The following is a 14,123-nucleotide window of genomic DNA, read 5'->3' on the forward strand; positions in this document are numbered from 1 at the left end:
CACGGCGCGCACGTCAATGCACCCGCTTAAAGATCCACCTCATCCCGCCTCGATCCGGAGGGAAATCTGCTTCATTTTTTCGTCGGCTGGGGGAATTCCACGCGCACGCACAGGCCGCCCAGGCGCTCGGATTTATCCAGCACCAGGCGCGCGCCATGGCGTTCGGCGATGGCCTTGATGATGGCCAGCCCCAGGCCGCTGCCATTGGCATCCGTGCCGGGCACGCGGTAAAAGCGGCTGAAGACGCGCTCGCGCTCCTCGGGCGGGATGCCGGGGCCGCTGTCTTCCACCGATAAGGTCACGCCGACGGGGCTGGCGCGCAGGTCGATATCGACCGTGCCGCCCTGCGGCGTGTACTTGATGGCGTTGTCGACCAGGTTGCGCAGCATGATGTTGAGCGCATCGGCCTGGCCCGCCACCTTGGCCGGGTCCATGTGGTGCAGACCCAGGTCGATCTTGCGCGCCTGCGCAATACCGGCCATGTCGCCCAGCGCGCGCTTGACGACATCGTTCAAGTCCACCGCCTGCAGCTGGTCGCCGCTGGCGGCGCTCGCTTCCTGGCGCGCCAGCACCAGCAGCTGCTCGACCAGGCGCGTGGCCCGCTCGATGCCGGCGCTGACGCGGGAAATGGCCAGGCTGCGTTTTTCTTCCGATTCGGCCCGCTCCAGGCTGAGTACCTGCAATTTCAGGGCCGCCAGCGGCGTGCGCAATTCATGCGCGGCGTCGGCGACAAAATGCTGCTGCGCGTCGAACGCCGTCTTGACGCGGCCGAACAGCAAATTCAATTCATGTACGAGCGGGCGCACTTCGTCGGGCAAGCCCGCTTCCGAGACGGGCGACAGATCGTCCGCCTGGCGCGCCGCCACCTGCTTGCGCACGCGCGCAACGGGCGCCAGCGAACCGCTGACGACCCACCACACGACCAGCATCAATATCGGCGCCATCAGGGCAATGGGGCCGACTGTGCGCAGCGCCAGGCTGCCGGCCATGCGCTTGCGCACGGCCATGTCCTGGGCGATCTGCACGGTCTGGGAACTGGTTTGCACGGAAAAGATGCGGTAGGTAGTGCCGTTCGCTTTCACATTCGAAAAACCCAGCACGGCGCGCTGCGGCAATTCCGCGCGCGTGATCGAGCGGAAGACTTGCACGCCGTCCGGCGTCCACACCTGCACCACCATGTCGTTGTTGACGGGGTCGGCCGGCAAGGCTTGCGCGTGATTGGCCAGCGGCGCGCCGGAGCGCAGCGACAGGGCCATCTGCTGCATGTGATAGTCAAAGATCTGGTCGGCGTCGTACAGGGCGCTGCGGTAGGCGATCGACGCCTGCGCCAGGGCCGCCATGATGATGGCCGCCAGCAAAAACCACAGCAGGCGGCCGCGCAGCGAATGCGTCACCGTGACCTTCATCCTCATGCCTTGGGCACCATGTAGCCGAGGCCGCGCACGTTCTGGATCAAATCGCTGCCCAGCTTCTTGCGCAAGCCATGGATATACACTTCCACGGCATTGCTGTTGACTTCATCCTTCCAGCTATACAGTTTTTCTTCCAGCTGCGCGCGCGACAGCACGATGCCGGGACGCGCGATCAAGGCTTCCAGTACGGCCCATTCGCGCGCCGACAGGTTGACGGGATGGCCCTCGGCGATCACTTCGCGCGTCAGCGGGTTGATGGAGACGCCCTGGTGTTCGAAGATCGGTTCCGGCCGCCCGGAGGCGCGTCGCAGCAGGGCGCGGATGCGCGCCAGCAGTTCGTCGAGATCATACGGTTTCAAGACGTAATCGTCGGCGCCCGCGTCGAGGCCCGCGATGCGCTGTTCGACGGCGTCGCGCGCCGTGGCCACCAGCACCGGGGTATCGAGCTTGCGCAGGCGCATCGAGCGCAGCACGTCGAGACCATCCTTGCGCGGCAAGCCCAGGTCCAGCAGCACCAGGTCATAGGTTTGCGTCTGCAGGGCCGTGTCGGCCATGTCGCCATCCTTGACCCAGTCCACCGCGTAATGCTCGGCGCGCAGCAAATCGAGCACCACCTCGCCGATCATCGTGTCGTCTTCTACCAGCAATAAGCGCATGGCTGCTCCTTGTTCTATTCTTTAACCCCACAGCGGAAGGCTGGGGTCAGACCCGGCGGGTCTGACCCCCGTACTAAGTAATCAACCCAAACGCACGGGGATGAATATCTTATCGGGGCCGCGCTGTATCAGCAAGGCCACAGACTTGGCGGATTTCTCCACCACGTCGCGCACCTGCTCGACCGTGTTGACGGGACGGCCATTCACCGACAATAGCACGTCGCCCGGCTGCACCCCGGCATTCGCCGCCGCGCCGCCGGCGTCTTCCACCAGCAGGCCGGCGCTGATGCCCGCCTCGCGTTTTTCATCCGATTGTAAGGGACGCAGGGCCAGGCCCAGCTTTACCTTGCCGGCCGCGCTGTCGCTTTTCGCCACCTCGGCCACCTTGTCGGCAGCATTGCCCAGCGTCGCCGTCAGGCTGACGATCTTGCCGTCACGCCAGACATCCAGGCTGATCTTGTCGCCTGGCAAAGACGTGCCCACCAGTGCAGGCAAGTCGGCCGAAGCGATGATGCGCTGGCCATTCACCTTGCGCACCACGTCGCCCGACTTCAGGCCCGCCTTGTCGGCCGGGCTGCCCCGCTCCACGTTGGCCACCAGCGCGCCTTCCGGCGTGGCCAGCTTGAACGAGTCGGCAAAGCCCTGGTTGACTTCCTGCACCGTCACGCCCAGCTTTGCGTGGCTGGCCTTGCCCGTAGCGACGATCTGGTCCTTGATGCGGCCGGCCAGGTCGATCGGGATGGCAAACGACAAGCCCTGGAAGCCGCCCGTCTGGCTGTAAATCTGTGAATTGATGCCCACCACTTCGCCGCGCGTATTGAACAGGGGACCGCCCGAGTTGCCGGGGTTTACCGCCACGTCGGTCTGGATGAACGGCACATTGCTGTCGTCGGGCAGGGAACGGCCCTTGGCGCTGACCACGCCCGCCGTCACCGTGCTGTCGAAACCGTACGGCGAACCGATGGCCAGCACCCACTCGCCCACTTTCAGCTCGCTCGAATGGCCGAGCGGCACGACGGGCAGGTTGTTGGCGTCGATTTTCAGCACGGCGATATCGGTCTTCGGATCGGTGCCCAGCACCTTGGCGCGGAATTCGCGGCGGTCGTTCAGCTTGACGGTCACTTCGCGCGCATCGCGCACCACATGGGCATTCGTCATGATGACGCCGTCCGGGCTGACGATGAAGCCGGAACCGAGGCCATGCGTGGGCACGTCGCGGCCACCGCGCTGCCCGCCTTGCGGCCCCTGGAAGCGCCGGAAGAATTCGAAGAACGGATCGTTGCCGAAGTCATCGCTGCCGGCCTGGGCCGATGGGTCGTACGCCACCTTGGTGCTGCCCGTCACGCTGATATTGACGACAGCCGGGCTGTTGCGCGCAGCGATCTGGCTAAAGTCGGGCAAGGCCACCAACGGCGCGGCAGCGGCAGGCGCCACGGCGGCAGCCACGGGGGCGGCGGGCGCGCCGGCGGCGGCGGCATTCGCGCCGGCATTGTTCTGATGCATCACCATGGCGCCGCCGGCGCCCAGCACACCGATCGCGGCCAGCGCGGCTACGGTGCGTTTGATTTTCAGCGATGCGGTGTTCGTTTGCTGTTCCATGAATTGCTCCTCATTCAATGAGATTTTGATGTATGCAATAGTGGGCCACGAGTCTTAGGCGGTGCTTAACATTTTTCCATTTGGAAACAGGCATTGGCGCCTTTAAGCAGGGTTTAATCTTGCGTGCCGCGCACCGCGCGCATGGCGGGCGACGAACGGCCGGAACGGGCTCCGGACGTGACACTGGCCGGATCAACCGGCCAGTATTTTACTGCATGGGGAGGGGCTCCCCCCTCCCGCCCATGCCAGCGCGTGGCGCCGACATCAGCTCAAATCAGCTCAGGCTGCCTGGCGCTGTTCCAGCGCATTCACGTTAGCGGCGGTGGCGTGGATGTCGCTGCCGGTGCCGATCTCGATCTTGCGCGGTTTCAGCGCTTCCGGCACTTCACGCACCAGGTCGATGGTCAGCATGCCGTTTTCAAACGTGGCGCCCGTGACTTTCACATGGTTGGCCAACTGGAAACGCTGTTCGAAATCGCGGGCAGCGATGCCGCGGTGCAAGAACGTGCGCTCGACGCCATCTTTCTGCTTGCGGCCCGTGACATGCAGCGAGTCGCGTTCGGTGATGATGTCGATCTCTTCGCGCGAGAAACCGGCCAATGCCATCACGATGCGGTATTTGTCTTCCGACACCAGTTCGATGTTGTAAGGGGGATAGCTGGGCTGTGCATCGGCGCGCTGTTCGTTGAGCAGCTGTGCCAGGCGGTCAAAGCCAATGGCGGAACGATACAGGGGAGCAAGGTCAAAAGTACGCATGATAAATATCCTTTTCAAATGAAGCGATAAGAGGGGCGGACCTCACCGTGAGCATCCGCTTGCTACCCAATCTAAGGACGATCAAGCGGCCTTCAAGGCCTTGAAATTGGCGAAAAGCGCCCCAGACGGCGCTAAATTTGTAAGAAATTTTTACACGGCCAGGCCTAGGGGATTTTGCATGGCGTCCCCTATGCGGGGCCGGCTTTTGGTGTATGCTGGCGGCATGAACAATGACACCGACATCCAGCTCAGCGGCCCCTTCAAGGCCACCGACGGCTCCGGCCGTGCCCACGACATCAAGGCCATCCGCATCTTCGACGAAGGCTACGGCATCATCGACGTCTACGTCGATTTCGCCGCCCCGCTCGAAGCGGGCGCTTACAAGGACAAGACCCTGGTCGGCCACATCCTGGCCCGCTTGCGCAGCCTCGGCTATGTAGGCCCCGACTTCGGCCATGGCGACCTGGGCTTGCAAGACAAGAAACTGATCGTTCTGGAAGCGCCCGAAGAATTTTCCGCCTTTGCCGTGAGCAAGGGCTGGAAGGATCTATCCGCCGAATTTGACGAAGACTGAGAACACCTGACCAAATCTACTGCGCGTCGCGCTTTGCGGCCGGCGATGCTCACCGTGCTTTAGCACGGCTGCGCTTCTCGGCCACAAATCACTGCCGCTCGCTACGATTTTGTCAGGTGTTGTGAAGTATCAATAGTATCTGCGCCGCGTCAGCTTCTGCTGCCGCGGCGTTTTTCATGGGCAATAGTTTAGGAAAGATAGCGCGCGCTCCAGGCGGCGATGACGTTGGCGACATAAGCCGCATCATTGCGCCCCGTCAATAAGTGGTCGGCGTCGTCGAGCGAAACAAAACTTTTCGGGTGCTTGGCCGCCGTAAAGATATCCATCGCGTTCGACAGGCTCACCGTCGTGTCGTTCGGCGCGTGCATCACCAGCAGGGCGCGGCGCAGGCCGGCGATGTGCGCCTTCAGGCTGTGGCTGCCCGCATCGTCGACGAATTGCTGGCGGATGCGAAATGGCCGTCCTTCCAGCTGCACCAGCGCCTCGCCCTCGGCGGCGATCTGCTCCAGGTGCTCGCTGAACATGCGCGTCACATACGCGGGCGTGCTGGGTGCGGCCAGCGTTACCACGGCCGTTGCTTCCGGCACATGCGCGGCAACGGCCAGCACGGCGGCGCCGCCCAGGCTGTGGCCGATCAGCAATTGCGGTGCAGAGTGTCTGGCCCGCAGGAAATCGGCGGCGGCAAGCAAATCTTCGACATTCGACGAGAAATTGGTGGCGGCAAACTCGCCCTCGCTGGCGCCCAGGCCCGTGAAGTCGAAACGCAGCACGGCGATGCCATGCTCCGTCAATCCTTGCGCGATGCGCCGCGCGGCCAGCACGTCCTTGCCGCAGGTAAAACAGTGGGCGAACAGCGCGTAGGCGCGGATGGCGCCGTCGGGCGCATCGAGGCGCGCCGCCAGCACATGGCCATGCGCGCCGGGAAAATCTTGCCGGGTGGATTTCATAGTCTCAGATCAAAGCTGCCGCGCAGCGCGGCCGATGGCGCATTGTAGCGCCGCCCGGCCGTCAGCTGTTTTAAGCACGCTTCGGTATGTCGATGCCTTTCATGACGGCAGGGCGGGCCAGAAACGCGTCCAGCGCGCGCTGCACATTCGGGAAATGGTCGAAGCCGACCAGCTCGCCAGCGCCATAGAACCCCACCAGGCAGCGCACCCACGGGAAGATGGCGATGTCGGCAATCGTGTACTGCCCGCCCATGATCCAGTCGCGGCCCTGCAGGCGCTGCTCCAGCACGCCCAGCAAGCGCTTCGCTTCGCCGATATAGCGTTCCAGCGGACGCTTGTCTTCGTAATCCTTGCCGGCGAATTTGTGGAAGAAGCCCACCTGGCCAAACATGGGGCCGATACCGCCCATCTGGAACATCAGCCACTGGATGGTTTCATAGCGCAGGCCCGCATCCTGGGGGATGAACTTGCCCGTTTTCTCGGCCAGATACAGCAGGATAGCGCCCGATTCGAACAGCGCCAGCGGCTTGCCATCGGGACCGTGCGGGTCGAGGATGGCGGGAATCTTGTTGTTGGGATTGAGCGACAGGAATGCGGGCGACAGCTGGTCGTTCTGCTCGAAGCTGACCAGGTGCGGCTCGTACGCCAGGCCCAGCTCTTCCAGCAGGATGGAGACCTTGATGCCGTTCGGCGTGGGCAGCGAGTACAGTTGCAGGCGCTCGGGATGCCGGGCAGGCCATTTCTCGGTGATGGGAAAGTCGGAAAGTTGGGACATGGAAATCCTTATTGAAGTAATGACGCGGCGCAAGAAGGCAAGTATAGCCAAGCATGGCAATGTGCGTTGCGCGCCGCTTGAAACGCTCTGGCCGCCACTCAGCCAAACAAACCATGCAGGAACCAGCGCGGCGCAGCGTCTTCTCCGCTGCCGGCGATGCGTTCGCGGTAGACCCAGTAATGGGCGTGGTCGCGTCCTTCCGCAATAAAATAATCGCGCGCCTGCGACTGGCCCCACCAGCCCGCCTCGATGCGCTCGGCGACAGACACCATTTTTAGAGGCGAGCCATAGAAGGGCCGGTGCTCGCGCATCAGCAGGGCCACCGGTTGCGCCAGCAGCCAGCCGGGGCGGGGCATGCCGGGCAAACCGGGCGGCAAGTCGGGTAGCGCGCTTCTTGAAACGGGCTTGGCCGGCAGCGGCAGCCACTGGTTGGCCGCTTCGGGGCGGTAATCGGCGCGCGGCACTGCCTGCAAGACATTCTCGGCGCCCAGGCGCGCCACCAGCAATTCCATCAGGCGCTGGCGCTCCTGCGGCGTGCCGCCCGGCTCGGGAAACAGGCTCTCGCTGGGTGGCGCCATGGCTTGCACCTGCAGCGCTTCTAGGGTCAGGCCGATCACGGGTGCGTCCAGCACCAGCTGCGCCAGGCGCTCCTTCAGCAAACGCAATAAATGCTCGTCGCGCCAGACGGCCTCGCCCAGCGCCAGGTCGATGACGGTGGGCGGGCGCGCCACCCTGCCCCGCTCGTGCGCCAGCAGCAGTTGTATGCGCTCGACGGCGAATTGTCGCGCGCACAGCCAGCCCGTCATTTGCTGCAACAGGCGGCGCGCGCCGAACAGTAAGGCATCCGCATGCTCCACGCGGTCGAACAATTCCAGGCTGGCGCGGAACGTGGGCGGCGCTTCGAGCCACAGGTACAGTTCCGTGCTGTGGCCATGCGCATCGTCTAGCATGTCCAGCAAGGCCCCGCCGCAACGGCGCTGCAGGCCGGGCCGGGGCAACTGACGCAGTTGCCCCAGGGTACGGCAACCGATGCCCTCCAGCCAGTCCTGGTAAGGGCGCGCGGGCGGCAGCAAGGCGCACGGCAGGCGGTCGAGGCGGCGCACGAGACTGGCCATGCCCAGCACCCGGCCCCCGCGCGTACCGGCGCGCGCCAGCAGCCAGGCGCCGCGCGCCGTGGGCGCGCACGACAGCTGGGCCGTATAGCCCAACGCGCGCAAACTGGCCGCAATCTGCCGGCACAGGGCGCGCACGCCGCCAAACAGGCGCAGGCTGGCGCCCGCATCGACCAGCAAAGTTGCCTCCTCGCCCTGCGCCACCAGCGGCGAGTATTGCAGCAGCGCCAGCGCCACCGCTTGCAGGGCTTGCGCTTCCAGTTCCAGCGAGCGCTCGTGCAGGCGCGCCTGCGGCGCCAGCATCAGCGCGCCCGCGCGGCGCATGCCCAGCCGGATGCCGGCCGCCCGCGCCAGCGGCGACAGGGCCATCACTTGCTCCTGCTCCAGCACCACGCCCAGGTGGTCAGCCGACCAGCGCGGGCAAAACACTTCGAGCGGGAGCCGGGGCAGGCACAGGCCGATCCAGAGTCGCATGGCGCAGCAGTAAAGAAGGAGGTTGCAGGGGCAGGAACAGGGGCGCGTCGCGCTGCGGTCCCCGGCGCTTGATGAAGCCGATCTCGATGCCGCCGGCGGCCGGGCGCACGGACAGGCGCAGCGGCGCCGGTGACGCATCCTGCGCGCCGTGCAAGGGGCGCAGCATGCAGAACAGGGTATTGCCGCTTTGCGCAGCCAGGTGCAGGCGGCGCAGGCTGTCGCCGCGCACGTGTGACTGCCAGAACAGCAAGGCGCCGCAACTGCCGCTGCGCAAGATATTTTCCGCCGCCCACAAGGCATCCTTGCTGCCGGCGCTCTTTATCCACAGCAGCTGCGACGGCGCCAGACCCTGCGCGGCCAGGGCCAGCGCCTGCGGCGGATGGGGCGGCTGCAGCAGCACGATGGGCAAGCCCGGCAGCTGCGCCAGCGCGGGCGCCAGCAACCGCAATTCGCCGCTGCCCGGCTGCTGCACCAGCAGATCGATGAGGCTGCCGCTGGGCCAGCCGCCGCCGGGCAGTTGCGCGGACAAGGCGGCAAAGCCCGTGTCCAGGCAGCGTGCGGCACCCTGGCCCAGCTGCGATGCGCGCCACAGGGACGGGTGCAAGGCTTCCGGCGACGCCATCAATTCGGAATGTTGCATAATTGAATATGAAGATAAATACTGTATGCATATACAGTACTATCCAGCCTCCATTTTGGCAAGGCTTATCTGCGCAGCACCTCGCCGGGGGCCGTCCCGCCATGTCCGAAAAACCCCGTTTCTGACATCGATTGCTGTACCATAAGCACTCTCCTTACCGCTCGGCAATGCACCGGGTGGCTCCCTCCGTCCATAAGGAAACGCATTTGACCACCATCCAAATCATCAGCGCCATCGTCTTCGGCCTTGCGCTCATCCATACCTTCGCCGCCAAGTCGTTTGAAACATTATCGCGGCGCCATCCCCGCCATGCGGGCTTGCTGCATTTGCTGGGCGAAGTGGAAGTCGTATTCGGCTTCTGGGCCTTCATTTTGATCATCATCATGGCCTTTGTCTCGGGCGGCGATGCGGCCATCGAGTATGCCGAATCGCGCCAGTACACGGAACCGCTGTTCGTCTTTGTCGTCATGGTCGTGGCCGCCTCACGCCCCGTGCTCGACGCCGTGCAGCGCCTGCTCAAGGGCGTGGCGCACGTGATGCCGCTGCGCACGGAACTGGCCCTCGTCTGGCTGGGACTGGCGCTCGTGCCCCTGACGGGCTCGTTGATCACGGAACCGGCCGCCATGACCCTGGCCGCGCTGATGCTGGCGCCGCAGATCTTCCGCCCGGGCATTCCTGAATGGCTGAAATACGGCGCGCTGGGCGTGCTCTTCGTCAACGTCTCCATCGGCGGCACCCTGACCTCGTACGCGGCGCCGCCCGTGCTGATGGTGGCCACCACGTGGAACTGGGACAGCGCCTTCATGGCCAGCCATTTCGGCTGGAAAGCGGCCATCGCCGTGCTGGTCAACGCCACTGGCGTGAGCATATTGCTGCGCAAATACCTGCACAGCAACACCTCCGACATCAAGCCGAAAGCGGGCGAGGTGGAAGCGCCAAAAGTGCCGCTGGCCGTCAGCCTCGTGCACATGATCGTGCTGGCCGGCGTGGTCACCCTGGCGCATCATCCCGTGCTGTTCATCGGCCTGTTCCTGTTCTTCCTCGGCTTCGTGCAGGCATATGAGCGCTATCAAAGCCCGCTGATCCTGAAAGAGGGCTTGCTGGTCGGCTTCTTCCTCGGCGGCCTGGTGGTGCTGGGCGGCATGCAGCAATGGTGGCTGCAACCCATCGTCTCCAGCCTGAAGCCGCTGGCCCTGTTCTTCGGCGCCCTGGGCTTGACGGCGATCACCGACAATGCGGCCCTGACTTATCTGGGTTCGCTGATCGCAGGCATGACGGACGAAGCGAAATACATGCTGGTGGCCGGCGCCGTGGCCGGCGGCGGCCTGACCGTCATCGCCAACGCGCCGAATCCGGCCGGGGTGGCCCTGCTGCGCCGCGGCTTCAAGGATGAATCGATCGGCGCCGTCGGCCTGCTGGCCGGCGCCCTGCTGCCGACGACCGTGGCGGCCCTGGCCTTCCTGGCCCTGTAAGCAACTTCATGGGGCGGCTGCCGGCCGCCCCTGCTCTCCCTCAGTTCCCTCTTCAGTTGCCTTCCTCAGTTACCTCGTAGACGAGGAAGTGCAGGCGATCATAGAACAGGCTGTAGGCATAGTCGAACGTGCCCACGCTGCGAAAACCCTTGTGCAGATACACTTGCAGCGCTTCGCTCTTTTCCCACACCGTCAGGGTGATGCGCGCACAGCCCTTGCGGCCGGCCAGGTCGCGGATTTCATGGAACATCTGCCGGAACAGGCCCTGCCCCCGGTATTTCTCGTCGATAGCCAGGCTGCTGACAAAACAGTCGTCGGCGCGCGCATGCGCGAGCACGAATGCATCATACGCATCGTCGAGCGGCTTCATGTCATCGCGGTAATACGAGACGGCGCCGCAAGCCTGGAACTCGTCCATCGTCGCGGCCGTGAAGAAACCGATGAAGCGCTCTTCCTCGTCATGCAGGCCGTGGATGTGCGCCAGGTAGGGGTCGATATTCTGCCGCCGCTGCAATTCGACGAACTGCAAATTCAACTTGTTACCAAACGAGCAGTACTCGAGGTAACTGGTGGCAAACAGCAGCTTCGCCATGCGGTTCTTCGTCTCGTCGTCCAGCAGTCCGCCCGCCACCAGCTTGAGCGGCGCATGCGACAGCAGGCCCGCCGAAACCTCGTCACCTAGCGGAGCGGCATCGCCGACGGCCGGCATGCGGCTGCCGTGGCGGCCCACGGTGGGACGCCAGAAATTGCCGGCGGCAATATGCTGCGAACGGTGAGCCAGCAGGTAGCGGCAAAAGACGTCATTCACGCGGTCCAGCTGCGGGTCGTCCGACAGCACCGAGTAATAGTGAAAATGATCGATGTCCGCCCGCAACTGGGCCGCATACGCCATGCGCGGCACTTCCTCGATGTCGAACACATCGACGATATTGACCAGGCGCAAAGGATCGTCGAGTTGCCAGTCGATCTCGGCTAGCCTGGCCACGCAGCGGGCGTACGCGCGCCGCTCCTCGTCGCTCAAGGGGATATGCATGTCGGTAATGATATCGTCCAGCAGCCGCATGCCGCGGATGCCGCCCACCACCGCTTCCCGCGCGCCGTCATACAACACGCAATAGCGCTGGTAGAACTCGGCATGGCTGAGCACGGTCACGCCCAGGTTTTTCTTCCATTCGGCATAGAACTGGCCGAACAGTTGCGCCTCGAATTGCGGGCATGAACGGGGCATCGCTGTATCGATGCGCGCATAGGCGAGGTTCACATTGCGCTGGATCACACGCAGCGCGGCATCGTTCTTCTTGGCGATCAGCATGCCTGTTTCATCGAGAAACAAATTCATCCAGCTGACATGCTGGCGCTCTTCGCCCTCCCCTTCGCTGCGCTGAAAATAGTCGGGCACTTCCGGCTTCATCAGGAAAATCGTCGCCGGATTATGCGGGATCGTATCGACATCCATATACATGCCGCCGTATTCGCACATGATGAGGATGCGGAAATAATCGGACAAGGTGGCGAAGTAGCGCTGCGTATGCAGGGTATCGAGTATGTCGAAGCGGGCCGGCGCAAAGTCCAGCGCCAGTGCGCGCAGCGAGTTGATATGCAGGGTCGTGCCGCCGATGGCATAGCGGCCTATCGTGTAGCGCCCGGCGCCCCCCGTGGGGCTGAAACGCGCATCATTGCGCAATTGCTCCGCATCCCAGGCCCACAGGATGGAGACATACGGCGCGCCGCCGTTGCGCCGGACCTCTTCCAGCGCCGCGCCCCACTGCTGGATCGCCTCACAGGCGATGGCCGGCAACGGCCCGCCCATCCAGATGCGGTGCAAATAGCGCTCGTCATCGCCCAACGCCCGCGTGGGGATGCAGCTCAGCGAGGAACAGCTTGCCGCATTGAAGTGCGTAAAATTGGCGGCGACGAAGCTGCGCAGGGCGGCGATTCCCGCCTGGTGCTCGCCGGCCAGTTGTTCCAGGTCGCTGCTGGCCGGCCGGATATCGGCCAGGGTGATGTAATCGAGTTTCAGCCGGTGGATGCGAAACTCGTACTCCAGGTTGAAAATCTTTGCTTGATCGTGTTTTGAGGCCAGGTCATCTATTTTCATGGGCGCACCATTTTCCACAGGAGAGTGTCAATCAACGTCGCAGGAGGTAAAACAAGGTCGGAAACATGCGCAGCGTGGCGCCATCAGTGCCGGGCCAGCCTCACCTCGCCTTCCCGGCGCCCCGCCATGCCCCGCGTAAACAGCAGCAGGCAGGCGGCGATGACCACGATGACGGGGATATTGAGCAGCGCATACGTTTCCAGCGCATAGCCGAAGCGCTGGCACAGCACGTTGTACAACTGCAGCCAGGCAGACAAATAAATGCAGTACAGCAAGCTCATGGCGGCCGTCGTCAATGTCATCGATTCCTTGCTGGCCGTAATCGCGCTGCGGATCAGGGCGCCGTTGAACAGGCCGAAGCCGATGGAATAGACAAACATGCACGCGGCAAACACATCGACATGGTGGCGGCCCGCGCCGGCGCCCAGCATGCCGGCGGCCGCGATCAGCCCGCCCAGGCGCAGCAGATGCACGAGCGGGAAATCCTGCCGCAGGCGCTGGATGGCGATGCTGCTGAGCACAAAGCCGGACAAAATCACGCATTGCAGCGCGATATAGGTGGCGTAGGAGGCGCCCATCTCCTGCAGCACGAAGATGGGCGAAAAGCCGATCCAGGCCGTCAGGGGCACGGTGGCAAGCCCGGCCGTGAACATACCGAACATGAAGCGCCCGTTGCTGAAAATGGCGACATAGCTGCGCACGATGGCGCGGCCATCCAGGCGCGGCTGTGTCGGCGCCGCGCGCGGCATGGTCTTGAACAGGCCCAGCAAGGACAGCAGCGCCAGCAGGCCGGAAAGGAAAAACACGTAGCGCCAGTCCAGCCGGCTGATGATGGCGCTGCCGAGGATGGGGCCGGCCAGGGGCGCGAGGATGGTGGTGCTCGACAGAATGCTGCTCAGCTTGACGGCCGCCATGTCGTCGAACAGTTCATGGATCATGGCATAGCCGACGAAGATGAAGCAGCAGCCCATGCCCTGGATGAAGCGCAGGGCGAGAAATTGCTCGATCGAAGCGGCAAACGGCACCGCCAGCGTGGCAAGCAAGAACAAGGTATTGCCAGTCAGCACGAGCTTGCGCTTGCCGATGGTGTCGGCCAGCGGACCCAGGAAAATCTGCAGCGAGCTGCCGCCCAGCAGATACAGGCTCAGGGACAGCGGGACGAAATTTTTCTCTACCTGGAACTCGTCGACAATGCCCAGCATCGCCGGCATGATCATGTCGTTCGACAGATAGATATTCAGTTCAAAGACGAGGAAAAACACAAAAAACCACAACAACTGCCTGGACTTGATGGACATGGCGCGTTCCGTAACGTGGGTGGCTGCCGTCAGTGCATGTCGGCCGTCAGGGTATGGGACGGCCGACACGTTTCACACTGAAAACGTGTACCAATTGTATACCAGTTACTATTTTTAGCGCCTTTTTTTGTGATTTTTACATACCGGATTAATACCAATCAAAAAAATTGAGGGCATGAGGGCATGCGCTACCGGGGATGAAAAGGGCGCGACAGGCGCGCTGGTGCGGCCGTGCGGCGGCACGGCCGGCGATGCGGGGAAAGGAAGAACGATGCGTACCAGTGCCTGCAGCGCCGTTGCGGCGCGCGGC

At 63.7% G+C, this 14,123-nt stretch carries 12 protein-coding genes; 2 read left to right on the forward strand and 10 right to left on the reverse strand.

Features of this window, described 5'->3' with window-relative positions; translation table 11 throughout:
• Nucleotides 1–71 precede the first annotated feature (71 nt).
• The 4 genes from ACQ4W0_RS05665 to ACQ4W0_RS05680 all read right to left on the reverse strand — a co-directional run bounded on the left by ACQ4W0_RS05665 (nucleotide 72) and on the right by ACQ4W0_RS05680 (nucleotide 4,423).
• Nucleotides 72–1,406, reverse strand: coding sequence for an ATP-binding protein (locus tag ACQ4W0_RS05665; protein WP_436576267.1), 1,335 nt, complete (start codon nucleotides 1,404–1,406; stop codon nucleotides 72–74).
• A gap of 2 nt (nucleotides 1,407–1,408) precedes the next feature.
• Nucleotides 1,409–2,068, reverse strand: a complete 660-nt coding sequence (locus ACQ4W0_RS05670; RefSeq protein WP_010400558.1) for a response regulator — start codon at nucleotides 2,066–2,068, stop codon at nucleotides 1,409–1,411.
• An 81-nt stretch (nucleotides 2,069–2,149) separates the two neighbouring features.
• Nucleotides 2,150–3,667, reverse strand: coding sequence for a Do family serine endopeptidase (locus tag ACQ4W0_RS05675; protein WP_436575882.1), 1,518 nt, complete (start codon nucleotides 3,665–3,667; stop codon nucleotides 2,150–2,152).
• 279 nt (nucleotides 3,668–3,946) lie between these two features.
• Nucleotides 3,947–4,423: an Hsp20 family protein gene (locus ACQ4W0_RS05680; RefSeq protein ID WP_426071706.1), complete on the reverse strand. Its 477-nt coding sequence runs from the start codon at nucleotides 4,421–4,423 to the stop codon at nucleotides 3,947–3,949.
• 223 nt (nucleotides 4,424–4,646) lie between these two features.
• Between ACQ4W0_RS05680 and ACQ4W0_RS05685 the strand changes: the two genes are divergently transcribed.
• Entirely contained in the window at nucleotides 4,647–4,997 is a 351-nt protein-coding gene (locus ACQ4W0_RS05685; RefSeq protein ID WP_034783462.1) for a hypothetical protein, read from the forward strand.
• A gap of 188 nt (nucleotides 4,998–5,185) precedes the next feature.
• Here ACQ4W0_RS05685 and ACQ4W0_RS05690 read toward each other — a convergent pair whose 3' ends face one another.
• From ACQ4W0_RS05690 to imuA, 4 genes are all read right to left on the reverse strand, one after another.
• Nucleotides 5,186–5,944 carry an alpha/beta hydrolase family protein gene (locus ACQ4W0_RS05690; protein WP_436575883.1) on the reverse strand — a complete coding sequence of 253 codons (759 nt, stop codon included), beginning with the start codon at nucleotides 5,942–5,944 and terminating at the stop codon, nucleotides 5,186–5,188.
• A gap of 70 nt (nucleotides 5,945–6,014) precedes the next feature.
• Nucleotides 6,015–6,719, reverse strand: coding sequence for a glutathione S-transferase N-terminal domain-containing protein (locus ACQ4W0_RS05695; RefSeq protein ID WP_436575884.1), 705 nt, complete (start codon nucleotides 6,717–6,719; stop codon nucleotides 6,015–6,017).
• A 98-nt stretch (nucleotides 6,720–6,817) separates the two neighbouring features.
• Nucleotides 6,818–8,305 (reverse strand): Y-family DNA polymerase, encoded by a 1,488-nt coding sequence (locus ACQ4W0_RS05700; protein ID WP_436575885.1) that lies wholly within the window; start codon nucleotides 8,303–8,305, stop codon nucleotides 6,818–6,820.
• A complete protein-coding gene (gene imuA, locus ACQ4W0_RS05705) occupies nucleotides 8,235–8,945 on the reverse strand; it encodes a translesion DNA synthesis-associated protein ImuA (protein ID WP_436575886.1) in 711 nt (236 codons plus the stop codon). The genes ACQ4W0_RS05700 and imuA overlap by 71 nt, the downstream gene beginning before the upstream one ends.
• Nucleotides 8,946–9,151: 206 nt before the next feature.
• Between imuA and ACQ4W0_RS05710 the strand changes: the two genes are divergently transcribed.
• Nucleotides 9,152–10,417 carry a putative Na+/H+ antiporter gene (locus tag ACQ4W0_RS05710; RefSeq protein ID WP_436575887.1) on the forward strand — a complete coding sequence of 422 codons (1,266 nt, stop codon included), beginning with the start codon at nucleotides 9,152–9,154 and terminating at the stop codon, nucleotides 10,415–10,417.
• A gap of 52 nt (nucleotides 10,418–10,469) precedes the next feature.
• Here ACQ4W0_RS05710 and ACQ4W0_RS05715 read toward each other — a convergent pair whose 3' ends face one another.
• Nucleotides 10,470–12,515 carry a GNAT family N-acetyltransferase gene (locus tag ACQ4W0_RS05715; RefSeq protein WP_436575888.1) on the reverse strand — a complete coding sequence of 682 codons (2,046 nt, stop codon included), beginning with the start codon at nucleotides 12,513–12,515 and terminating at the stop codon, nucleotides 10,470–10,472.
• Between the two features lie 83 nt (nucleotides 12,516–12,598).
• Nucleotides 12,599–13,813: an MFS transporter gene (locus ACQ4W0_RS05720; RefSeq protein ID WP_436575889.1), complete on the reverse strand. Its 1,215-nt coding sequence runs from the start codon at nucleotides 13,811–13,813 to the stop codon at nucleotides 12,599–12,601.
• Nucleotides 13,814–14,123: the final 310 nt, after the last annotated feature.

The sequence above is a fragment of the Janthinobacterium breve genome (assembly GCF_051380895.1).
In the GTDB taxonomy this organism is placed as follows: domain Bacteria; phylum Pseudomonadota; class Gammaproteobacteria; order Burkholderiales; family Burkholderiaceae_D; genus Janthinobacterium.